Genomic DNA, 20,548 nt, shown 5'->3' with positions numbered 1-20,548 from the left:
ATGGGTCTACTTGAGATAGGAACGCACCAGCGCGATCACCTCGTCGATGCTCTGCTGGTGCTGCTTGCGGGTTCGCGGGTCGCTGGCGAGCTGGGTGAATTCCCCGCGCAGGTGGCTGTCGAGGATCTCGGCCATCAGCCCGTTCACCGCGCCGCGCAGCGCGGCCAGCTGTTGCAGGACAGGCGCGCAGTCGCTGCCTGCCTCCACCGCGCGCTCCAGCGCATCCACCTGCCCGCGGATGCGGCGCAGGCGGGTGGTGGCGCGCTTCTTGTCTTCAGGCGTATGCGGCACGGCAGCCCCCAGATACTGTGGGGGAGTATAGGCGATGCCAGTCCGGAACACGCGCCCGGCCGCAGGCAAGGCGTCCTAGCCGGTGTTCTGGATGCCGGCGGCGATGCCGTTGACGGTGGAAACCAGCGTGCGCAGCAGGGCCTCGTCCTCACGGCCACCTTCGCGCCAGCGGCGCAACAGGTCCACCTGCAGCAGGCTGATCGGATCGACGTACGGGTTGCGCAGGCGGATCGACAGGCGCAGGCGGTAGTCGTCGGCCAGCAGCGCGTCGCGCCGCTTGATCGCCAGGATCGCCTCGCGGGTGCGCGCGAACTCCTCAGCAACGGTGGGGAAGAACAGCGGATGCAGGCCCCCGGCCAGCGCGGAATAGCGCTCGAAGATATCGATGTCGGATTTCGCCAGCAGCATCTCCACGTCGTCGATCACCGCGGCGAAGAATGGCCAGTCCCCCGCCATCGCCGCCATCGCGTCCAGCCCGTGGGTATCGATGCCATGGCGCAGCGCGGTGCCGACGCCATACCAGCCGGTCAGCCCGGAGCGGTTCTGCGCCCACGAGAACACCCAGGGAATTGCGCGCAGGTTGGCGATCCCGCCGTCGCGACGGCGCGACGGCCGCGAGCTGATGTGCAGGCGCTCGATCACGTCCACCGGCGTGGCGGCGCGGAAGTAGGCCGGGAAGTCCGGATGCTCGTGCACCAGGGCGCGGTAGCGGGCGCGCGACACCTGCGCCAGTTCGGCGGCAAGCGCGCGCCACTGCGCCTCGCGCGGCTCCGGCGGGCGCGGCCGCAGCGATGCGCGCAACACCGCGCCGGCCATCTGCTCGAGATTGCGCAGCGCCAGCGCGCGGATGCCGTACTTGCGGTGGATCACTTCGCCCTGCTCGGTGACGCGCATGCGGCCGGCCACGCTGCCCCGCGGCGCCGCCATGATCGCCCGCTCGGTCTTGCCGCCGCCGCGGCTGACCGATCCGCCGCGGCCGTGGAAGAACACCAGCTGCGCGCCGGCCGCACGCGCGACCTCCAGCAGTTCCACCTGCGCGCGCTGCAGCGCCCAGCGCGACGCCATCAGCCCGCCATCCTTGGCGCTGTCGCTGTAGCCCAGCATCACCACCTGGCGACCGCCGCGCGCCGCCAGATGGCGGCGGTAGGCCGGGTCGGCGAACAGTGCGCGCATCGTCGCCGGCGCGGCGTCCAGGTCGTCCACGGTTTCGAACAGCGGCGCCACGTCCAGCGGCACTTCCCCCTCGTCCACGCAACCGGCGAGGCGGGCCAGCGCCAGCACCGCCAGCGCATCGGCGGCGGTGCGCGCCATGCTGATGATGTAGGGACCGAAGGCGTGTTCGCCCAGCGCCGCGCGCAGTTCGCGCACCGCCCGGAACACCTCCAGCGTCGCGGTGGCGCCGGCTGCGCCGGCAGCGGCCGGGGCTTCGCCCGCAATCAGCGCATGCAGCCGCCCGATCCGCGACTGCAGCGGGCGCAGGGCCCATTCGGCGTCGTCCTCCAGCGCGGCCAGCGCCTGCTCGTGCACGGCGGAGTCCTGGCGCAGGTCCAGCGCGGCCATGTGGAAGCCGAACGTGCGCGCGCGCCACAGGATGCGGCGCAGAGCGAACCGGCCGGCGTGGTCGCCGCGATGCCGGGCCAGGCTGGTGTCGATCAGCGCAAGATCGTCTACGAATGCGGCCGCGTCGGGATAGCCACCGGCCGTGCCCTCCTCCGTGGCGTGCAGGCGCGCGCGCATCGCCCACAGCAGCTGCCGGTAGGGCATGTCGGCCAGGCGCGGCCGCTGCCGCACCACGCCCTCCGGCAACAGCGCCCGATGCGCCTCGGCGCGCGCCTCGACTTCCGCATCGATGCCGGCCTGGCCGTGGCTCTGGGTGAGGATGTCGCCCAGCGCGCGCAGGTCGGCGACATAGCACTGCAGCGCCAGCGCGCGCTGCGCGGCCAGCGCGGCGCGCACGCTGTCCGCACCGACGTTCGGATTGCCGTCCATGTCGCCGCCCACCCAGCTGCCGAACCGCAGCAGCGGCGGCAGCGCGATGCGCTCGCCGTAGACGGCCTCCACCGCCTCGGCAAGCGCCTCGTAGAACACCGGCAGCACGCGATACAGCACGCTGCCAAGGTAGAAGCCGACGTGTTCCACCTCGTCGGCCACGCTGGGCCGCTGCGGCGGCGCCTCGTTGGTCTGCCAGGCGGTGGTCAGCGACTGGCGGATGCGGGCGTCGTCGGCGCGGCGTTCCGGCGGCGTGCGGGTGCGGTCGATGTCGGCAATCAGCCGCTCGACCACGGTCTTTTCCTTCAGCAGCAGCGCACGCCGCACCGCCTCGGTGGGATGCGCGGTGAACACCGGCTCCACGCACAGCCCGGCCAGCTGCGCCTGCAGCTCCGCCAGCGTCACGCCCTCGTCGCGCAGGCCGCGCAGCACCGCTTCCAGCCCACCCGGCTGCGGTGCCGTGCCCAGCCGTTGGTAGTCGCGGCGACGGCGGATGCGGTGCACGCGCTCGGCGATGTTGGTGGCGCCGAAGTAGGCGGCGAACGCACGCACCAGTGCTTCGGCCTCGGCCAGCGGGACCTGCGCCAGCCGTTCGGCCAGCGCATCCACCGGCTCGCCCTGCTCGCGCCGCGCAATCGCAATCCGGCGCAGCGCCTCGACCTGGTCGAGGAAGGCCGGCGCCACCTGCTCCGCCAGCATGTCGCCGACCATCGCGCCGAGACGGCGCACGTCGTCGCGCAGCGGCGCATCGGTGGCGACGAAATCGAGCTGGTCGCGCAGCGGAGTATCGGAACGGGCCATGCCCGCAGGCTAACGCGATTCTGGTGCAGTGCGTCAACGGTTGCGGATGGGACTATCCGCGCCGCACCCCTCGCCCCCGCACCCACGGCGGGCACCGCGGCAGATGCCTGCGCTCAGTAGGAAAATTCGCAGAACACCGGATCGACGCTGCCCTGCCATTCGCCGTGGAACAGCGCCAGCTTGCGCTCGGCCGGGGTTTTGCCGGACTCGACGATTTCCACCAGCGGGGCAAGGAACCCGGTTTCATCGGCGCCGCAGTTGTCCTGCACCGCGCGTCGGCGCAGGCCGGCGGCGGAAATTTCCAGCGCGCGGCGGGCCAGGTCGCGCACCGTGCCGCCGCGGAAGGGCAGCGCCAGCGCGTGCTTCGGCACCCCGTCGCGCAGGGCGTGGCGCTCGGCCATCGAGAAGTCCTTCACCAGGTCCCAGGCCGCATCCAGCGCCGCATCGTCGTACAGCAGGCCTACCCAGAACGCGGGCAGCGCGCACAGCCGCCCCCACGGGCCGCCGTCGGCACCGCGCATCTCCAGGAACTTCTTCAGCCGCACTTCCGGGAAGGCGGTGGTCATGTGGTCGTTCCAGTCGCGCAGCGTCGGCAGCGCGCCGGGCAGCACGTCCAGCCGGCCCTGCATGAAATCGCGGAACGACTTGCCGCTGGCATCAACGTAGATGCCGTCGCGGTAGCTGAAGTACATCGGCACGTCGAGCAGGTAGTCGACGTAGCGCTCGTAGCCGAAACCGTCCTCGAACACGAAGTCCAGCATGCCGGTGCGGTCCGGATCGGTGTCGGTCCAGATGTGCGAACGGTAGCTGAGGTAGCCGTTCGGCTTGCCCTCGGTGAACGGCGAGTCGGCGAACAGCGCGGTGGCGACCGGCTGCAGCGCCAGCGAGACGCGGAACTTCTTCACCATGTCCGCTTCCGACGCGTAGTCCAGGTTGACCTGCACCGTGCAGGTGCGGGTCATCATGTCCAGGCCCAGGCTGCCGACCTTGGGCATGTAGGACTTCATGATCTGGTAGCGCCCCTTGGGCATCCACGGCATTTCGTCGCGCCGCCACTTCGGCTGGAAGCCCATGCCGAGGAAACCGAGCCTGAGCTCGTCGGCGACTTCGCGCACTTCGCGCAGGTGGCTGCCGACTTCCCTGCAGGTCTGGTGGATGGATTCCAGCGGCGCGCCCGACAGTTCCAGCTGGCCCGCCGGTTCCAGCGTCACCGAGGCGCCGTCGCGCGACAGCGCGATCACGCGTCCGTTCTCCTCGTAAGGCGCCCAGCCGAACCGGACCAAGCCTTTCAGCAGCGCCTCGATGCCGCGCTCACCGTCGAACGTGGGCGGACGGAGGTCATCCAGCCGGAAGCCGAACTTCTCGTGCTCGGTGCCGATCCGCCATGCCTGGCGCGGCTTCTCGCCCGAGGCCAGGACCTCCGCCAGCTGATGGTGGCCGGTGATCGGGGTGTCGCTGGCGTCGCTGGGTCCGGACATGCGGGGCTTTCCTTTTGGACGCGCAGGATATCGCGCGCGGGCGTCCAGCCGCAGCACGCTGGCCGACTTTCACTGTTCCGGCTGCATACGTATTCCCGGCCCGATCCGTTGTTGGCCCATCGGGCCGCCTGTAGCCTCCGGTGCACCGCCCGATGAGGAACCCGCATGCGCCTGTTGAGCTGCGTCTTCGCCCTGTTGTCCGGCTTCCCCGCCTCGGCACAGACGGTGGATCGGGTGGAGCCGGCCAACTGGTGGGTTGGCATGAAGCACCATGCAGTCGAGCTGATGGTGCACGGCAAGGGCATCGCCGCCGCCACTCCGCGCATCGACCGTCCGGGCGTGTCGCTGCGCGACGTGCAGCGCGGCGACAATCCGAACTACCTATTCGTCACCGTCGACATCGCCAGCGATGCGCCAGCCGGCGAAGTCGCCATCGAGTTCCTGCGCAATGGCAAGGCCGTGGCAACGCATCCGTGGCGGATCGACGCGCGCGAACCGGGCTCGGCGCAGCGGCGCGGCTTCGATGCCAGCGACGCGATCTACCTGGTCACCCCCGACCGCTTCGCCAACGGCGATGCCTCCAACGACAGCATCGCCGGCATGCGCGAACGGGCGAACCGCGGCAGCGCCAACGGCCGCCACGGCGGCGACATCGCCGGCATGCGCCGGCGCCTGGGCTACATCGCATCGCTAGGCTTCACCCAGCTCTGGCCCACGCCGCTGCTGGAGAACGACCAGCCGGACAGCTCCTACCACGGCTACGCGATCACCGACCTGTACCGCATCGACCCGCGCATGGGCAGCAACGCCGACTACCGCGTGCTGGCGCGGGAGGCGAAGGCGCAGGGCATCGGCCTGGTCATGGACGTGGTGCTCAACCACATCGGCGCCGAGCACTGGTGGATGCGCGACTTGCCGGCAGCCGACTGGATCAACCACGGCGGCCGCTTCGTCCCCACCAACCACCACCGCACCACGATCCAGGATCCCCATGCCGCGCCCGGGGACCGCGCCGCGTTCACCGACGGCTGGTTCGTCGACGCCATGCCCGACCTCAACCAGCGCAACCCGCACCTGGCGCGCTACCTGATCCAGAACACCCTGTGGTGGATCGAATACGCGGGACTGTCCGGCATCCGCGAGGACACCTTCGGCTACGCCGACGCCGATTTCCTCAGCGCCTGGGGCAAGGCCATCCTCGACGAATATCCGGGCTTTTCGATGGTCGGCGAGGAATGGAGCACCAATCCCGCCGTGGTCGCGCACTGGCAACGCGGCAAGGCCAACCGCGACGGCCACGTGCCGCATATGCCCAGCATGATGGATTTCCCGCTGAACCTGTCGTTGCGCACGGCGCTGCTGCAGCCGGACACGTGGGAGGGCGGCTGGCTGTCGCTGTACGAAATGCTAGGCAACGATTTCCTGTATCCAGATCCCGGCCGGCTGGTGGTGTTCGCCGAGAACCACGACACCACCCGGTTGCTCGCCCACCTCGACGGCGACATCGGCCTGTGGAAGGTCGCAATGGCCTACGTCGCCACCATCCGCGGCACCCCGCAGTTCTACTACGGCTCGGAAGTGCTGCTGCGCGGCCCCAAGCAGCGCAACGATGGCGAGCTGCGCGCCGACATGCCCGGCGGCTGGGTGGGCGACGCGGCCAATGCGTTCAACGGCGCTGGCCTCGCCGCCACGCAGCGGGACGCACAGGACTACATCCGCCGCCTGTTCCAGTGGCGTAAGCGGACGCCACTGCTGCACGCCGGCAAGCTGATGCATTTCGCGCCGGCAGGCGATGGCACCTACGTCTATTTCCGCTACGACGACGCGCCCGGCGCCGGCGGCAAGGCGGTGATGGTGGCGCTCAACAAGGGCGCCGATGCCAAGCCGCTGGCGCTTGGCCGTTTCGGCGCCTTCCTGCGCGGGCGCACCGCCCGCGACGCACTCAGCGGCAAGCCGGTGGCACTGGGCGCGGCGCTGGTGCTGCCCGCCAAATCGGCGACGCTGCTGGAAATCGAATGAGCTTCAGAGCGCCAGCCAGCCGGCGACCACCGCGCGCAGTTCGTCCACGCCCTGCTTGGATTCGCCGGAGAACAGCTGCACGCTGACGCTGTCCGCGAACGACCGCGACAGCTCCATCCGTACTGCCTGCAGGGTGTTGCCGGCGGCGCCGCGGCCGAGCTTGTCGGCCTTGGTCAGGATCACGTGCGCCGGCAACCCGCGGCGCATGGCGTAGCCCAGCATCTGCCGGTCGTAGTCCTTCAGCGGGTGGCGCACGTCCATCACCACCACCAGCCCGCGCAGGGCGTCGCGGCTGCCGAAATAGCCCTCGAGGAAGGCCTGCCAGTGCGCCTGCAGGTCCTGCGGCACCTTCGCATAGCCGTAGCCCGGCAGGTCCACCAGGTACTTGTTCTCGTGCGGCGGCAGGCCGAAGAACACCAGCTGCTGGGTGCGGCCGGGGGTCTTGGACACGCGCGCCAGCGCGTTCTGCTGGCAGAGCGCGTTGAGGGCGGAGGATTTGCCGGCGTTGGAGCGGCCGGCGAAGGCCACTTCGAAGCCGCCATCGGGCGGCAATTGCCGGTAATTGTGGGCGGCCAGCAGGTACTGGGCGCGCGCGAACGGATTGGGTGCAGCCATGAACATAGCATGGCATGTCCGCGCGCACGCGGGTCCGGTTTGACCGCTCCGGGCGCGCCGACCATAATTTGCAGGTTGCGCGGCACCTGTCCGCGCCCTTATGCCAGTGGAGTTCCGCATGCGTCCTGTCCATGCCCTTGCCGGTGTTGCCTGTCTTGCTCTTGCCGCGGCCGCCTGGGCCCAGAGCGAAGCCGTCGCCGCGCCCGACAACGCCCCGGTGCAGACCGCGCCGCTGGTCGAAAAGCCCGCCACCTGGGGTGATGCCCAAGCCGGCCAGGCCAAGGCTGGCGCCTGTGCCGCCTGCCATGGCCTGGATGGCAACGCGATGCAGCAGAACGCGCCGCGCATCGCCGGCATGCCGGAGCGCTACATCGCCGACCAGCTGCACCTGTTCAAGAGCGGCCAGCGCACCGGCGGCCTGGCCGCGATCATGGCGCCGTTCGCCAGCATCCTCAGCGCGCAGGAGATGCGCGACGTGGGCGCCTGGTACGCCAGCCAGAAGGCCGGCAGCGGCGTGGCCGACGACACCCTGATCGCCGAAGGCCCCAACAAGGACATGAAGTTCTACCAGGTCGGCGAGCGCCTGTTCCGCAGCGGCGACCCCGCGCGCGGCCTGCCGGCCTGCATGGCCTGCCACGGGCCGTCGGGCGCCGGCAACCCCGGCCCGGCCTACCCGAGCCTGCATGGCCAGGATTCGGCGTACGTGACGCGCCGGCTGGAGGAGTACCGCGCCGGCACCACCACCTACGCCAATCCCGCGCACTTCAACCTCATGGCCACGGTCAGCAAGTCGCTGAGCGACGAGGAAATCCGCTCGCTGGCCAGCTATGTGCAGGGCCTGCACACCCGCGCCCCCGGCACCACCAAGGAAAGCATCGCCCGCTGAGCGATGCTTCATCATGCGTTGGCCCTGGCCCGTGCATGCTTCTCCGGGCCCCCTGCCTGAATACCGGAGCCTGATTCGATGCGTGGATTGCTGTTGTCGCTTGCGCTGCTGCTGACCTCCACGCTTGCGCCCGCGCAGGCGCAGCGGGCACTGCCCGGCCTTGCCGAAGGCGTGCAGTACCGCTACATCGACAACGGACAACCCTACCGCGCGCTGCCGCCCGGCATGGTGGAAGTGGCGGAAGTGTTCGCCTACACCTGCCCGCACTGCGCGCAGTTTTCGCCCAAGCTCGAGGCATGGGCGAAACAGCTGCCCAGCCATGCGCGGCTGGTGCTGATCCCCGGCGTGTTCAGCCGTGATGACCCGTGGTCGCGGGTGTTTTTCGCCGCGCAGACCGCCAAGTCCCTGCCCGTGTTGCATCCGCGCCTGTTTGCCGCCGTGCATGAAACCGGCGAGCTGCCGCGCAATGCAGACGCCGCCCAGATCCTGGCCTTCGCCGGGCGCGTGCAGGGCAGCAATGCGACCGCCCTCAAGATCGCGATGGCCGATAATGCCACCCTGCTGCCCAAACTGAAGCAGGCGTACGATTTCGCCGCCCGCAGCCAGATCGAGGGGACGCCGTCGCTGGTGATCGCCGGCCGTTACCTGGTGCTGGGCAACAGCTATGAGAGCCTGCTCGGCAACGCCCGCGCGATCGTCGACGCACTGGCACCGAAGAAGAAGCCGGCGCCGCCGCGCGCCGCCCCGGCGGCCAAGCCTGCTGCCACCCGATCCTGACCGACTGACGGAACCGCCATGACCGCATTGCGCCACGCCCTGCTCCTGCTCATCCTGCTGCCGCTGGCCGCCTGCAAGAACGACGCGCCCGCGCCGGTGGCGGGCGGAGACGCAACCCCGGCGGCCGCACAGGCCGCCGGCAAGGCCGCCAGCGCCGAAGATCCGCAGCGCGCCGCGCAGGCCGAGGCAGCGGTGCAGGCCGCCGCAGAGGCTGCTGCCAAGGCCCCGCCGCCGGTGGAGGGCACCGACTACGTGACCATTCCCAACGGCCAGCCGTTCGACACCGCGCCCGGCCGCATCGAAGTGGTCGAGTTCTTCGGCTACGTCTGCCCGTTCTGCGCCGCCGTGCAGCCTCAGGTTTCGGCGATGAAGGCCAAGCTGCCGCCGGACGTGCATTTCGTCTATGTCCCCGCCGCATTCGGCGCGATGTGGGACAACTACGCCAAGGCCTTCTATGCCGCCGAGGCAATGGGGCTGGTGGAGAAGACCCACGACGCGATGTTCCGCGCCATCCACATCGACCAGACCCTGAAGGGCGAGCGCGGGATGGACAAGCCGGAGGAGATCGCGGCGTTCTACGCCAACTACGGGGCCAACCCCGCGCAGTTCCTCAACAGCATGCAGAGCTTCGCGGTGGCCACCAAGATGAACCGCGCCCGCCAGTACATGACCGAAGCCTTCGCCAACGGCGACCAGATGGGCACCCCGGCCTTCGTGGTTGCCGGCAAGTACCGGGTGAAGGGCAAGAGCGTGGACGACATGTTCCGGATCATCAACCAGCTCATCGTCGCCGAGCGCGCCAAGCTTGGCGCAGCGGCACCCGCAGCGGCGCCCGCCCCTACGGCGACGGACGCGCCGCAGGGCTGATCCCCGTCCGCCATGGACAAACGCCGGCTGCGCCTGCTGAGCGCCAACATCCAGGCCGGCTCCAGCACGCGCGGCTACCACGACTACGTCGCGCGCAGCTGGTCGCACGTGCTGCCGGCCGGCAACAAGCGCGGTGCGCTTGACACCATCGCCGAACTCGCCGGCCGCCACGATATCGTGGGCCTGCAGGAGGCCGACCCGGGCAGCCTGCGCTCCGGCTTCACCAACCAGACCCATTACCTGGCCGAGCGCGCGGGCTTCGCCTACTGGAGCCACCAGCCCAACCGCAGCGTGGCCGGCGTGGCCTCCAGCGCCAACGGCCTGCTCAGCAAGCTGGAGCCGCGCCTGGTGGAAGACCATCCGTTGCCCGGCAGAGTGAAGGGCCGCGGCGTGCTCACGGCCACCTTCGGCGACGGCCGCCAGGCGTTGACCGTGGCGGTGGCGCATCTCTCGCTGGGCAGCCAGTCGCGGCGCTCGCAGATCGACTTCATCGCCGACATCCTCGCCGGCCTGCCGCACGCCGTGCTGATGGGCGACTTCAACTGCGACCCGGAACAACCGGAAATGCAGCAGCTGTACCGCAAGACCCACCTGCAACCGCCCGACCGCTGCGTGCCCACTTTTCCTTCGTGGCGCCCGCAGCGTGCCATCGACCACATGCTGGTGACGCCGGCGCTGGCGCTGGCCACGATGCAGGCGCTGCCCGCCGCGCAGTCCGACCACTTGGCGCTGTCGGTGGAGCTCGACGTGCCGGAAACAGCGCTGCGCTGAAGCGGAGCTAGGTCGCGCTGTAGGCGAACGCGCAGCCGACCGCCAGCAGAAACACCGCGAACACCCGTTTCAGCGCGGGCCCGCTGAGCGCATGCGCGAGCCGGGTGCCGTAAGGTGCCGCCAGCACCGAGGCCAGCGCCACGCCGATTGCGGCCGGCAGATAGACATAGCCCACCGCCCCCGGAAGCGGCAGCGCGCCCGCCGGCGCCTGCAACGCATACCCCAGCGCGCTGCCCAGCCCGATGAAGATGCCGCAGGCCGACGAGGTGCCGACTGCGCGCACCGGCGCCACCCCGCGCCAGACCAGCAGCGGCACGGTCAGGCTGCCGCCGCCGATGCCGACGATGGCCGACACGATGCCGATGCCGCCGCCGGCCAGCGTGTAGCCGGGGCCATGCGGCACCCGCGCGGCATCGCCGCCGGCCTTCGGCTTCACCAGCAGCATCTGTGCGGCCACGATCCAGCAATAGCCCGCCACGCACCAGCGCAGCACGTCGCCATCCAGCGCGATCGCGAAGCGGCTGCCCAGCCAGCCACCCAGCAGCACGCCGGGCACCATCCACGCCACCGTCGGCCACAGCACGCTGCCACGCCGGTGGTGCGCGCGGGCGGAGGACGCCGCGGTCAGCACGATGCTGGCCAGCGAACTGGCCAGCGCCGCGTGCATCGCCACCTCCGGCGGCACGCCCTGGGCGGGCAGCAGCCACGCCAGCGCGCCCACCAGCACCAATCCACCGCCGATGCCGAGCAGCCCGGCCAACACGCCGGCGCACGCGCCCAGCGCGAGATAAAGCAACAAAAACGACATCGCGCACCATCGAAAAAAGACGTTCATCGATGCTCGGCTATAGTCGGTCGATGCACAAGATCGCGCCTTCGCTGCTGCTGTTGTCTTCGCTGGCCATCGGCGCCACGGCCGCCCACGCACAGTCGCCCACGCCGCGCCCCGCGCCGCTGTTGCAGCCGGCGCCGGTGCGGATCGCGCCGCCCGATCCGGCGCTCAGGGCCGCGTTCGAAGCCGCTGCCGGCAGCGGGCTGGACGATCTGGCGCTGGCGGGTTTTTCCGGCCAACCGCTGGCCGGGTGGCTGGAGTACGCGGCCCTGCGCGGACGCATGGACACGCTGCCGCTCGCGCGCGGCAGCACCTTCCTCGCCGCGCATCGGGACGCGCCGGTGGCGGTGGCCTTCCGCAGCGACTGGCTCAACGCACTGGCCCGCCGCAACGAATGGCAGGCCTTCCTCGACCAGTGGGACGCCGGCATCGACAGCGCCACGCTGCGCTGCCTGCGCCTGCAGGCGCTGATGGCGGTCAACCGCACCGATGCCGCGTGGACCGCCGAGGCGCAGGCGCTGTGGCGCAGCAGCGGCCGCTCGCTGCCGGCCCAGTGCGACCCGCCGTTCGCGCTGCTGGCCGCGCAGGGCAGCCTGACGGATGCGCTGCGCTGGGAGCGCTTCGACCTTGCCGCCGCCGGCGCGCAGGCCGGCGTGATGCGCGCGATTGCCGCCGGCCTGCCTGCCGCGGACGCTGCGCTGGCGCTGCAGTACGCGGCCTATCTGGATGCCCCGGATGCCGCCGTCGACGCGTGGCCCAAAACCGCCCGCAGCCGGCTGGTGGCATCGACAGCGCTGGCGAAGCTGGCAAAGGCCGACCCTTCGCGCGCCGAAATGCTGCTGCCGGGCGTGGCGCAGGCGCTGGCGTTCGACGAAGCGGATCGCGGACGCGTGCTGTACCAGATCGCGCTGTGGTCGGTGGCGTCCTACCTGCCGGAGTCCGCGCGCCGCCTCGCCCGCGTCCCGGCATCGGCCTATGACGACAGCCTGCACGAATGGCGTGTGCGCGAGGCGCTTTCGCGCAGCGACTGGGCCGCCGCGCTGGCCGCGATCAGGCGCATGCCGGACGCGCAGCGCAACGATTCGCGCTGGCTGTACTTCGGCGCCCGCACCAGCGAGCTGACCGGCGACGCGGCTGGCGCCAAGGCGCTGTACGCACAGGCCGCGCGCAAGCCCGACTTCCACGGCTTCCTTGCTGCCGACCGCCTCGGCCAACCCTACGCGCTGTGCCCCTGGTTGCCCGCGCCGACGCCGGCGCTGAAACAGGCCATCGCCCGCGATCCTGCCATCGTCCGCGCCGTGCAGCTGTTCCAGCTCGACCGCAGGGGCTGGGCTGCGCGCGAGTGGAACGCCGCGCTGACGCGCTTCAGCGACGAACAGCGGCGGCTGGCGGTGGAGGTGGCGCAGGACAACGGCTGGTTCGACCGCGGCGTGTTCGGCCTGGTCAACGTCGATGGCAAGCGCCATCCGCAGGAACAGCGCCTGTATCGGCTGCGCTTCCCGCTGCACCACGACGCGACGATCCGCCGCGAAGCCGCACGCAACCAGCTGGATCCTGCCTGGGTGGCTGCCGAGATCCGCGCCGAGAGCGTGTTCGACCCGAATGCCCGCTCCAGCGCCGACGCGCGCGGGCTGATGCAGGTGGTGCCCGCCACTGGCGCGGCGATCGCCGCGAAGATCGGCCTGCCCTGGCGCGGCGCCGACACGCTGTACGACGCCGATACCAACATCGCCATCGGCACCGCCTACCTGCGCCAGCTGATGGACCGCTACGGCGGCAAGCCCTACCAGGTCATCGCCGGCTACAACGCCGGCCCGACCCCGCTGAACCGGTGGGTGTCGCAGCGCCCGGCGATGGACCCGGACTTCTGGATCGAGACCATCAGCTACAGGGAAACCCGCGAATACGTGGCGCGCGTGCTCAGCTTCAGCACGATCTACGACTGGCGCCTGGACGGCAGCGCGCTGCGCCTGACCGAGCGCATGCAGGGGATCACGACCGGCCCGCGCAAGGCGTTCGCCTGCCCGGCGGAGCCCGCGGCCTCGCCCCTGGCACCTGCGCCGGCGAAGCCCGGCAAGCGCCGCAGGTAGCGCGCTGGGGCATCATCCGCAGATGCGTGCGCTTGCCGACAACGTGAAGACCTACCTCGTCGGCGGAGCCGTGCGCGATGCCCTGCTCGGCCTGCCGCCGGGCGACCGCGACTTCGTGGTGGTTGGTGCCAGCGTGCAGCAGATGCTGGACGCCGGCTATCGGCAGGTGGGCCGCGACTTCCCGGTGTTCCTGCATCCCGATACCGGCGAAGAACACGCACTGGCGCGCACCGAGCGCAAGTCCGGGCGCGGCTATACCGGCTTCGTGGTGCATGCCGAGCCGTCGGTGACGCTGGAAGACGACCTGCGCCGCCGCGACTTCACCATTAATGCGATCGCGCGTGCGCAAGACGGCACGCTGGTCGATCCATTCGGCGGCGCGCGCGACATCGACGCCCGCGTGCTGCGCCACGTCGGCGAGGCCTTCGTCGAAGACCCGCTGCGGGTGCTGCGCGCGGCCCGCTTCATGGCGCGCTTCGCGCCGCTGGGTTTCAGCGTCGCCCCGGACACGCTGGCGCTGATGCGGCAGATGGCCGCCAGCGGCGAGCTGGCCGCACTGGTGCCGGAGCGGGTCTGGCAGGAATTGGCGAAGGCGCTGCGCGCCCCCGCGCCCGGCGCCTTCCTGCGCACCCTGCGCGCGGCCGACGCGCTGCGCGCGGTGCTGCCGGAAGTGGATGCGCTGTACGGCGTGCCGCAGCGCGCCGAATACCACCCGGAGATCGATACCGGGCTGCATCAGGAACTGGTCTGCGACATGGCCGCAGGGCTCGCCCCTGGCGACGACCTGGTCGGCTACGCCGCGCTCTGCCATGACCTTGGCAAGGCGCTGACGCCCGCGCACGTGCTGCCGAAGCACCTGATGCACGAGCAGCGCGGCGTCGCCCCCGCCATCGCCATGAGCCAGCGGCTGAAAGTACCGAACGAACACCGCGAGCTGGCGGTGGCCTGCTGCCGCGAGCACCTCAACGTCCATCGCATCGCCGAGCTGAAGGCCGCGACCGTGGTTGATCTGATCGCGCGCTGCGACGGTTTCCGCAAGCCGGCCCGCATCGACCAGCTCGCTACCGTCTGCGAGGCCGATGCGCGCGGCCGCGCCGGCATGGCCGAAGCAGACTATCCGCAGGCCGACACCCTGCGTCGCCTGCATGCGGCGGCGATGGCGGTGCGCGGCGCGGATGTCGCCGCGCAGGGCGCCACCGGCCCGGCCTTCGGCGAGGCGCTGCGCAAGGCGCGGATCGCCGCGATCACCGCAGCGCGCAGCTGAGCGGCGCGTCCGCCCCCGATCCAACGGGTGCCGGCGGCACCGCCGGGCGGCGTCCGTCAGCGGCCGCCATCCAGCCGCAGCAGCGCATCGCGCAGCGGCGTGAATGCGGTGGCCAGCCCAAGCAGGACCCCGAAGGTATTCGCCAGCGCGTCGTTGCGATCCAGCATCCGCCCCAGCTTCATCGACGCCTGCAGGTATTCCAGGCCGATCCCCATCAGCACCAGCAGCAGGCAGATGAAGCCCCACGACAGCCGCCGCGCGAACAGCTGCACCGCGCCCGCCGACAGCGCCGCGTAGGCCGCGAAATGCTCCAGCTTGTCGCTGACCGGCAGCGGCGGCAGGTCCTTGCCGGGCAGCAGCGAGCCGATCACGACCGCGGCGATCGCCAGCATCCACAGCCCGGCCCACAGCCACGGCCGCCGGAACGGCTTGAGCGAGCGGCCGATGCGCGGGGCGCGGTTCATCGGCGGCGGCTCACAGGCGGTGGCTCAGGTCGCCAATCAGGAACGCGGCATCCAGCTCGACGCCGCGCTGGAAGCCGATCGCCTGGAAGCGCTCGCCCATCTCGCTGGGCAGGGTCAGGATCTTGGCCTGCTGGCGCAGGTTGTGGCGCGCCACTTCGTCGGCCGCCTGCGCTTCGGCGGCGACAAGGTTGTCCTGCAGGCGGTTGCCCAGCAGGAAGCTGGCCTGCGAGCAATAGCCGGAGAACTCGAAGCCCGCACCCACGCCGGCTTCGGCCAGCGCGGTGAAATCCACCGAGGCGGTGATGTCCTGCAGTCCAGGCCAGGCGAACACGTCATTGGTCACGTGGTGCTGGCGGAACGCGCGCAGGGTGCCGTCGTCGCGGCCGGGCTGGTAGTACTCGCTGCGCGCATAGCCGTAGTCGATGAACAGCAGCGCGCCGTTGCGCAACCCGCCGGCCACCGCCTGCAGCCAGTACGGCAGCTGCGCCAGCACCTCGCTGCGGTAACCCTCGGCGAACGGTTCCGGCAGCTGCGATTCGATGCGGCGCACGGCGGCCGCCAACATCGCATCCGCCGGCTGCTCGCTGCGCACGAAATGGCCTTCGCCATCCAGCGCCACGCATTCCTCCAGCACCTCGCCGGCGCGGATGACGAAGCGCGGCGCCGGCAGCGCATCGATCACCTCATTGGCGAACAGCACGCCGTCCCACGGCTCCGCGATCGGACCGTCCAGCCATTCCACGCGGGCGAAGCGGTCGGGCGCCAGGCGCGCCTGCAAGCGTTCGCGCTGGCGCTGGCGCAGGTCGGCGCTGGGCTCCAGGATCGCGTAGCGCGCCGGCAGCATGTCCAGCGCCTGCAGCCTATCCAGGCAGGCTTCGGCGAAGGCGCCGCTGCCGCCGCCCACCTCCATGAACACCGCGCCCTTGCCCGCCTGCCGCAGCGCCGGCGCCAGCGCGTCGGCCACGCAGGCCGAGAACAGCGGCGAGCGCTCTGGCGCGGTGGTGAAGTCCCCGCCCGGGCCGAACTTGTGCGCGCCGGCGCTGTAGTAGCCCAGCCCCGGCGCGTACAGCGCCAGCTCCATGAACTTCCAGAACGGGATGCGCCCGCCGGCGCCGATGATCTGTTCCTGGATCACCTCGCGCAGGTGCGCGCTGTGCGCCTGCGCATCGACGGACGGCACCGGCAGCGTGGAAGCGGCCATCAGTTGACCTCCATGCGCCGGCCGGCGCTCTGTCCCGGCCCGGAAAAAACCCGCACCTCGATCGCCGCGATGGCGTGCGCGCGCAGCGCGTCGCGGTCCTCGCACAGCCGCTGCAGGAACCAGTACGCGAACTCCTCCAGGGTGGCGTTCTCGATCGGCAGCAGCAGCACGTCGCCGCGCAGGAACGGGATGCGCTGGCCGTTGAAGTGGGCGTACACGTGGCCGTCGCCCTCCTCGATGCGCAGATAGGGCGAGCGCGTCGGCAGGATGGTCCACTCGTTCAGTTCGCGGCACAGCGCAACCACGCGGTCCTTGTAGATGCCGTAGTCGAAGCACATGCCGTTGCCCAGCATGCGCGCGTCGATGTCGACCTCGACGGTGAAGTTGTGGCCGTGCAGGCGTTCGCGTTCGGTGGCGCTGAAGATGGTGAAGTGGGCCGCCGAGAACTTCATGTTCTGCTTGGCCAGGCGGATGGTGACGGCCGCGCTCATGGGAAATCCGCCTCGCCGATGTCGCCCAGCTGCGGGCGCATCAGGATGTCCTCGACCACGCTGCGCGCCGACAGCGACCACGCCGTCCACGCCATCTCCGCCACGTCCGCCGCCGGCATCAGCCGTTCCGGCGGCAGCGGCACGCCGTCCCACGAGGCGGTCAGGGTCGCGCCCGGGAGCAGCGCCACCACGCGCACGCCATGCGGTTTCATTTCCTCGCGCAGGTTGCGCGAGAAGCCGTACAGCGCATGCTTGGCGATGCTGTAGGAACCGCCGTTCGGATAGGCGGCGATGGAGGCGGTGCTGCACACGTTCAGCACCATGCCGCTGCGCCGCTCGACCATCTTCGGCAGCAGCCGCTTGGTCAGCCGGTAGGCCCCGAATAGGTTGGCCTGCAGCATGTCCAGCAGCGCGTCGTCGTCCTCGCCGGCGATCCCGCCGGGACGGAACGCGCCGGCATTGTTCACCAGCAGGTCGATGGCGCCGTGCTTGGCCAGCACGTCGCGGGCCAGCGCGTCCACGGCATCGCCGTCGCGCATGTCGCAGGCATGGCATTCGACCTGCGGCAGTTCGACGCGCAGCGCGTCCAGCGCCGCCTGCCCACGCGCGCAGGCGATCACGGTGGCGCCCTCGCGGGCGAAGCGCTCGACGATGGCGCGGCCGATTCCGCGCGAGGCGCCGGTGACCAGCACGACGCCCATCAGGAGAAGCTCCCGCGCTCGATCTCCACGCCCACCGCCGCGGCGTTCGCCAGCGCGTCCGGCTTGGACAACTTCAGCCGCACCGCCTTGGCCCCGAACTCGGTCAGGATCAGGTCGGCGCAGCATTCGGCCAGGGTCTCCACCAGCATGAAGTCGGTCTGCGCCACGTACTCGGCCAGCCGCAGGCTCACCGCCTCGTAGTCCAGCGCGTCGGCCAGGCTGTCGCTGCTGGCGGCGATGCGGTTGTCGAAGCGCATGCGGATGTCCAGCAGCAGCGGCTGGGTGGCGTGGCGCTCGCGGTCGTGCACGCCGATCAGGGCGTCAAGGCGCAGGCCTTCGATGAAAACAGTGTCGGTCATGGCGTTTTCGCGTTTCCGGAGAATCGGATACCGCGACGGAAGGAAGATTGGATGCACAGCTTAACAACCCGTCCACGCTGGCCGGCCGGGCCGTGGAGCGCCCGCCCGCTCACACCGCCGCGAGCGTCGCCATGTCCCAGCGCGGCACCGCGCGGATCGCGGCATCGTCGCGCTGGCCGGCGGCCAGCCGCAGCGCGCCCGCGAACGCGATCATCGCGCCGTTGTCGGTGCACAGCGCCGGGCGCGGGAAGCAGGCGCGGCCGCCGCGCTTTTCGCACATCTCGATCAGCTTCGCGCGCAACCGCCGGTTGGCGCCCACGCCGCCGGCCACGATCAGGGTGTCGGTGCCGGCCGCATCCAGCGCGCGCGCGCACTTGATCGCCAGGGTGTCCACCACCGCATCCTCGAAGCCGCGGGCGATGTCGGCGCGGGTCTGTTCGGACTGGTCGCAGTCGCGCCACGCCAGCAGCACCTGCGTCTTCAGGCCGCTGAAGCTGAAGTCCAGCCCCGGCCGGTCGGTCATCGGCCGGGAAAACTTGAAGCGCCCCGGCACGCCCTGCTCGGCCAGCTTCGCCAGCTGCGGCCCGCCCGGATAAGGCAGGCCCATCAACTTGGCGGTCTTGTCGAAGGCTTCGCCGGCGGCGTCGTCCAGGGTTTCGCCCAACAGCCGGTAGCGGCCGATCGCCTCCACCGCCACCAGCTGGGTATGGCCGCCGGACACCAGCAGGGCCACGAACGGCGGCTGCGGCGCGTCTTCTTCGATCAGCGGCGCCAGCAGGTGGCCCTCCATGTGGTGCACGCCGATCGCCGGCACGTCCAGCGCCCACGCCAGCGAGCGGGCCACGCCCGCGCCGACCAGCAGCGCCCCCACCAGCCCGGGGCCGGCGGTATAGGCCACGCCATCGATGTCGGCGGTGGACAGGCCGGCCTCGGCCAGGGTCTGGCGGATCAGCGGCAGCAGCTTGCGCACGTGGTCGCGGCTGGCCAGTTCCGGCACCACCCCGCCGTATTCGGCGTGCAGGGCGATCTGGCTGTAGACCGCATGGGCGCGCAGGCCGCCCGCGCCGGTGTCGTAGACCGCGACGCCGGTTTCGTCGCAGGAGGATTCGATGCCGAGGACGTTCATCCCCCTATCTTGCGCCGAAACCGGGGCTGCTGCTATCATGCGCGGCTCGCCCACTTGTCCGGGCGAATTCTCCAGTCACGAGATTCCCCGATGCCCAGCGTCAAAGTCCGCGAAAACGAACCGTTCGAGTTTGCCCTGCGCCGCTTCAAGCGCACCTGCGAGAAGGCCGGCGTGCTGGCCGAAACCCGCAAGCGCGAGTTCTACGAGAAGCCGACCCAGGAGCGCAAGCGCAAGGCCGCCGCCGCCGTCAAGCGTCAGGCCCGCCGCAGCTCGCGCGACGTCACCAAGCGCCAGCGCCTGTACTGAGCGCGGTGGTTGGCTGCGGAAGCCGGCACGCGCGAGCGTGGCCGGCTTTTCGCGTTTCTGCATTCCCGCTTCGGATGAAGCACGCCCGATGGAGCACGCCATGAGCCTCAAGCAGCAGCTCACCGATGACATGAAGGCCGCGATGAAGGCCGGCGAGAAGGACCGCCTGGCCGTCATCCGCCTGATCAACGCCGCCATCAAGCAGAAGGAAGTCGACGAGCGGGTGGAGATGACCGACCCGCTGGTGCTGGCCGTGCTGGAGAAGATGGTCAAGCAGCGCAAGGATTCCATCACCCAGTACGAAGCCGCCGCCCGCGAAGACCTCGCCGCGGTGGAGCGCTACGAGATGGGCGTGATCGAAACCTACCTGCCCGCCAAGCTGGACGAGGCCGCGATCCTGGCCGAGATCGACAAGGCGATTGCCGCCACCGGCGCGGCCTCCGCCGCCGACATGGGCAAGCTGATGGGCGTGCTGAAGCCCGCGCTGGCCGGCCAGGCCGACATGGGCCTGGTGTCGAAGCTGGTCAAGCAGAAACTCGGCTGAGCCGCCCCATCCGCGCCACCGCCGGCGGCCCGTCGGCGGATCGGGGATGATGTCCACCCCGGCGCCCCTGCGAGGACACCCATGGCATCCACCGCCCCCGTGCTTTCGATCCGGCCCGCCACGGCCGGCGACGTGCCGCTGATCCGCCAGCTGATCGCCGAGCTGGCCGACTACGAACGGCTGGCGCATGCCGCGGTCGCCACCGACGACGACCTGCGCGCGCAGCTGTTCGGCGAGCGCCCCGCCGCCGAAGTACTGATCGGCGAGTTGGATGGCGAGCCGGCCGGCTTCGCCCTGTTCTTCCACAACTTCAGCACCTTCCTCGGCAAGCGCGGGCTGTACCTCGAGGACCTGTTCGTGCGCCCGGCCGCGCGCGGCGCCGGCCTCGGCAAGCACCTGATGGCCGCGCTGGCGCGCATCGCCGTGCAGCGCGACTGCGGCCGCTTCGAATGGAGCGTGCTGGACTGGAACGAGCCCGCCATCGGCTTCTACCGCCGCATCGGCGCGACGGGCATGGACGAGTGGACCGTGCAGCGGCTGGAGGGCGCGGCGCTGCACGCGCTGGCCGCCCGCGACGAGCTCTGAACCCGGCCACCGGCTGACGCAATGGCCCGCACTCCCGACGCCTTCATCGATGGCCGCGCCGCGACCGCACCCGCATGGGGCGGAGCCGGGC

General features: G+C 70.8%; 21 protein-coding genes. 10 read left to right on the top strand and 11 right to left on the bottom strand.

Annotated features, from left to right (window positions below):
* Positions 1-6: 6 nt before the first annotated feature.
* From frmR to SPK54_RS07660, 3 genes are all read right to left on the bottom strand, one after another.
* Positions 7-291, bottom strand: coding sequence for a formaldehyde-responsive transcriptional repressor FrmR (frmR, locus tag SPK54_RS07670; RefSeq protein WP_330947330.1), 285 nt, complete (start codon positions 289-291; stop codon positions 7-9).
* Between the two features lie 75 nt (positions 292-366).
* The gene (ppc, locus tag SPK54_RS07665) at positions 367-3,081 is read right to left on the bottom strand and encodes a phosphoenolpyruvate carboxylase (RefSeq protein ID WP_330947329.1); all 2,715 of its coding nucleotides are present in this window, start codon (positions 3,079-3,081) and stop codon (positions 367-369) included.
* 113 nt (positions 3,082-3,194) lie between these two features.
* Entirely contained in the window at positions 3,195-4,559 is a 1,365-nt protein-coding gene (locus SPK54_RS07660; RefSeq protein WP_330947328.1) for a glutamate--cysteine ligase, read from the bottom strand.
* Positions 4,560-4,724: 165 nt separating this feature from the next.
* On the opposite strand from SPK54_RS07660, the gene SPK54_RS07655 reads away from it, so the two are divergent.
* On the top strand, positions 4,725-6,578 hold the full coding sequence (locus SPK54_RS07655) for a glycoside hydrolase family 13 protein (RefSeq protein ID WP_330947327.1): 1,854 nt from the start codon (positions 4,725-4,727) through the stop codon (positions 6,576-6,578).
* Positions 6,579-6,581: 3 nt separating this feature from the next.
* On the opposite strand, the gene yihA is transcribed toward SPK54_RS07655, so the two are convergent.
* Positions 6,582-7,193, bottom strand: a complete 612-nt coding sequence (gene yihA / locus SPK54_RS07650) for a ribosome biogenesis GTP-binding protein YihA/YsxC (protein WP_330947326.1) — start codon at positions 7,191-7,193, stop codon at positions 6,582-6,584.
* Positions 7,194-7,311: 118 nt separating this feature from the next.
* On the opposite strand from yihA, the gene SPK54_RS07645 reads away from it, so the two are divergent.
* The 4 genes from SPK54_RS07645 to SPK54_RS07630 all read left to right on the top strand — a co-directional run bounded on the left by SPK54_RS07645 (position 7,312) and on the right by SPK54_RS07630 (position 10,494).
* Positions 7,312-8,079, top strand: a complete 768-nt coding sequence (locus SPK54_RS07645; RefSeq protein WP_330947325.1) for a c-type cytochrome — start codon at positions 7,312-7,314, stop codon at positions 8,077-8,079.
* A gap of 78 nt (positions 8,080-8,157) precedes the next feature.
* The gene (locus SPK54_RS07640) at positions 8,158-8,856 is read left to right on the top strand and encodes a thioredoxin domain-containing protein (RefSeq protein ID WP_330947324.1); all 699 of its coding nucleotides are present in this window, start codon (positions 8,158-8,160) and stop codon (positions 8,854-8,856) included.
* Positions 8,857-8,874: 18 nt separating this feature from the next.
* On the top strand, positions 8,875-9,723 hold the full coding sequence (locus tag SPK54_RS07635) for a thiol:disulfide interchange protein DsbA/DsbL (protein ID WP_330947323.1): 849 nt from the start codon (positions 8,875-8,877) through the stop codon (positions 9,721-9,723).
* Between the two features lie 12 nt (positions 9,724-9,735).
* Entirely contained in the window at positions 9,736-10,494 is a 759-nt protein-coding gene (locus SPK54_RS07630; RefSeq protein ID WP_330947322.1) for an endonuclease/exonuclease/phosphatase family protein, read from the top strand.
* Between the two features lie 7 nt (positions 10,495-10,501).
* On the opposite strand, the gene SPK54_RS07625 is transcribed toward SPK54_RS07630, so the two are convergent.
* Positions 10,502-11,302: a sulfite exporter TauE/SafE family protein gene (locus tag SPK54_RS07625; RefSeq protein WP_330947321.1), complete on the bottom strand. Its 801-nt coding sequence runs from the start codon at positions 11,300-11,302 to the stop codon at positions 10,502-10,504.
* A gap of 50 nt (positions 11,303-11,352) precedes the next feature.
* On the opposite strand from SPK54_RS07625, the gene SPK54_RS07620 reads away from it, so the two are divergent.
* Positions 11,353-13,416: a transglycosylase SLT domain-containing protein gene (locus SPK54_RS07620; protein WP_330947320.1), complete on the top strand. Its 2,064-nt coding sequence runs from the start codon at positions 11,353-11,355 to the stop codon at positions 13,414-13,416.
* A 43-nt stretch (positions 13,417-13,459) separates the two neighbouring features.
* The gene (locus tag SPK54_RS07615; RefSeq protein ID WP_330947390.1) at positions 13,460-14,680 is read left to right on the top strand and encodes a multifunctional CCA addition/repair protein; all 1,221 of its coding nucleotides are present in this window, start codon (positions 13,460-13,462) and stop codon (positions 14,678-14,680) included.
* Between the two features lie 56 nt (positions 14,681-14,736).
* Here SPK54_RS07615 and SPK54_RS07610 read toward each other — a convergent pair whose 3' ends face one another.
* From SPK54_RS07610 to tsaD, 6 genes are all read right to left on the bottom strand, one after another.
* Positions 14,737-15,144, bottom strand: coding sequence for a VanZ family protein (locus tag SPK54_RS07610; protein ID WP_330947319.1), 408 nt, complete (start codon positions 15,142-15,144; stop codon positions 14,737-14,739).
* Positions 15,145-15,154: 10 nt separating this feature from the next.
* A complete protein-coding gene (locus tag SPK54_RS07605) occupies positions 15,155-16,345 on the bottom strand; it encodes an SAM-dependent methyltransferase (RefSeq protein ID WP_330947318.1) in 1,191 nt (396 codons plus the stop codon).
* Positions 16,345-16,836 (bottom strand): 6-carboxytetrahydropterin synthase, encoded by a 492-nt coding sequence (locus SPK54_RS07600; protein WP_330947317.1) that lies wholly within the window; start codon positions 16,834-16,836, stop codon positions 16,345-16,347. The genes SPK54_RS07605 and SPK54_RS07600 overlap by 1 nt, the downstream gene beginning before the upstream one ends.
* A complete protein-coding gene (locus SPK54_RS07595; protein WP_330947316.1) occupies positions 16,833-17,537 on the bottom strand; it encodes an SDR family oxidoreductase in 705 nt (234 codons plus the stop codon). Before SPK54_RS07595 ends, SPK54_RS07600 begins: the two co-directional genes overlap by 4 nt.
* A complete protein-coding gene (gene folB / locus SPK54_RS07590; RefSeq protein ID WP_330947315.1) occupies positions 17,537-17,896 on the bottom strand; it encodes a dihydroneopterin aldolase in 360 nt (119 codons plus the stop codon). Before folB ends, SPK54_RS07595 begins: the two co-directional genes overlap by 1 nt.
* Positions 17,897-18,005: 109 nt before the next feature.
* Entirely contained in the window at positions 18,006-19,022 is a 1,017-nt protein-coding gene (gene tsaD, locus SPK54_RS07585; RefSeq protein ID WP_330947314.1) for a tRNA (adenosine(37)-N6)-threonylcarbamoyltransferase complex transferase subunit TsaD, read from the bottom strand.
* 90 nt (positions 19,023-19,112) lie between these two features.
* Here tsaD and rpsU point away from each other — a divergent pair, with 90 nt between their 5' ends.
* From rpsU to SPK54_RS07570, 3 genes are all read left to right on the top strand, one after another.
* On the top strand, positions 19,113-19,328 hold the full coding sequence (gene rpsU, locus SPK54_RS07580; protein WP_056134345.1) for a 30S ribosomal protein S21: 216 nt from the start codon (positions 19,113-19,115) through the stop codon (positions 19,326-19,328).
* 100 nt (positions 19,329-19,428) lie between these two features.
* On the top strand, positions 19,429-19,872 hold the full coding sequence (locus SPK54_RS07575) for a GatB/YqeY domain-containing protein (RefSeq protein WP_330947313.1): 444 nt from the start codon (positions 19,429-19,431) through the stop codon (positions 19,870-19,872).
* Between the two features lie 81 nt (positions 19,873-19,953).
* Positions 19,954-20,457 (top strand): GNAT family N-acetyltransferase, encoded by a 504-nt coding sequence (locus tag SPK54_RS07570; RefSeq protein WP_330947312.1) that lies wholly within the window; start codon positions 19,954-19,956, stop codon positions 20,455-20,457.
* Positions 20,458-20,548 lie beyond the last annotated feature (91 nt).

Origin of the sequence: Thermomonas sp. LB-4 (assembly GCF_036409385.1) — a bacterium.
Taxonomy (GTDB): domain Bacteria; phylum Pseudomonadota; class Gammaproteobacteria; order Xanthomonadales; family Xanthomonadaceae; genus Thermomonas.
This window is presented reverse-complemented; position numbering and strand designations above follow the sequence as displayed.

Excerpts from the sequence above, each read along its gene's own strand:
- ppc (WP_330947329.1), bottom strand. The coding sequence starts at position 3,081 with ATGGCCCGTTCCGATACTCCGCTGCGCGACCAGCTCGATTTCGTCGCC.
- SPK54_RS07660 (WP_330947328.1), bottom strand. The coding sequence starts at position 4,559 with ATGTCCGGACCCAGCGACGCCAGCGACACCCCGATCACCGGCCACCAT.
- SPK54_RS07655 (WP_330947327.1), top strand. The coding sequence starts at position 4,725 with ATGCGCCTGTTGAGCTGCGTCTTCGCCCTGTTGTCCGGCTTCCCCGCC.
- yihA (WP_330947326.1), bottom strand. The coding sequence starts at position 7,193 with ATGGCTGCACCCAATCCGTTCGCGCGCGCCCAGTACCTGCTGGCCGCC.
- SPK54_RS07645 (WP_330947325.1), top strand. The coding sequence starts at position 7,312 with ATGCGTCCTGTCCATGCCCTTGCCGGTGTTGCCTGTCTTGCTCTTGCC.
- SPK54_RS07640 (WP_330947324.1), top strand. The coding sequence starts at position 8,158 with ATGCGTGGATTGCTGTTGTCGCTTGCGCTGCTGCTGACCTCCACGCTT.
- SPK54_RS07635 (WP_330947323.1), top strand. The coding sequence starts at position 8,875 with ATGACCGCATTGCGCCACGCCCTGCTCCTGCTCATCCTGCTGCCGCTG.
- SPK54_RS07630 (WP_330947322.1), top strand. The coding sequence starts at position 9,736 with ATGGACAAACGCCGGCTGCGCCTGCTGAGCGCCAACATCCAGGCCGGC.
- SPK54_RS07625 (WP_330947321.1), bottom strand. The coding sequence starts at position 11,302 with ATGTCGTTTTTGTTGCTTTATCTCGCGCTGGGCGCGTGCGCCGGCGTG.
- SPK54_RS07620 (WP_330947320.1), top strand. The coding sequence starts at position 11,353 with ATGCACAAGATCGCGCCTTCGCTGCTGCTGTTGTCTTCGCTGGCCATC.
- SPK54_RS07610 (WP_330947319.1), bottom strand. The coding sequence starts at position 15,144 with ATGAACCGCGCCCCGCGCATCGGCCGCTCGCTCAAGCCGTTCCGGCGG.
- SPK54_RS07605 (WP_330947318.1), bottom strand. The coding sequence starts at position 16,345 with ATGGCCGCTTCCACGCTGCCGGTGCCGTCCGTCGATGCGCAGGCGCAC.
- SPK54_RS07600 (WP_330947317.1), bottom strand. The coding sequence starts at position 16,836 with ATGAGCGCGGCCGTCACCATCCGCCTGGCCAAGCAGAACATGAAGTTC.
- SPK54_RS07595 (WP_330947316.1), bottom strand. The coding sequence starts at position 17,537 with ATGGGCGTCGTGCTGGTCACCGGCGCCTCGCGCGGAATCGGCCGCGCC.
- folB (WP_330947315.1), bottom strand. The coding sequence starts at position 17,896 with ATGACCGACACTGTTTTCATCGAAGGCCTGCGCCTTGACGCCCTGATC.
- tsaD (WP_330947314.1), bottom strand. The coding sequence starts at position 19,022 with ATGAACGTCCTCGGCATCGAATCCTCCTGCGACGAAACCGGCGTCGCG.
- rpsU (WP_056134345.1), top strand. The coding sequence starts at position 19,113 with ATGCCCAGCGTCAAAGTCCGCGAAAACGAACCGTTCGAGTTTGCCCTG.
- SPK54_RS07575 (WP_330947313.1), top strand. The coding sequence starts at position 19,429 with ATGAGCCTCAAGCAGCAGCTCACCGATGACATGAAGGCCGCGATGAAG.
- SPK54_RS07570 (WP_330947312.1), top strand. The coding sequence starts at position 19,954 with ATGGCATCCACCGCCCCCGTGCTTTCGATCCGGCCCGCCACGGCCGGC.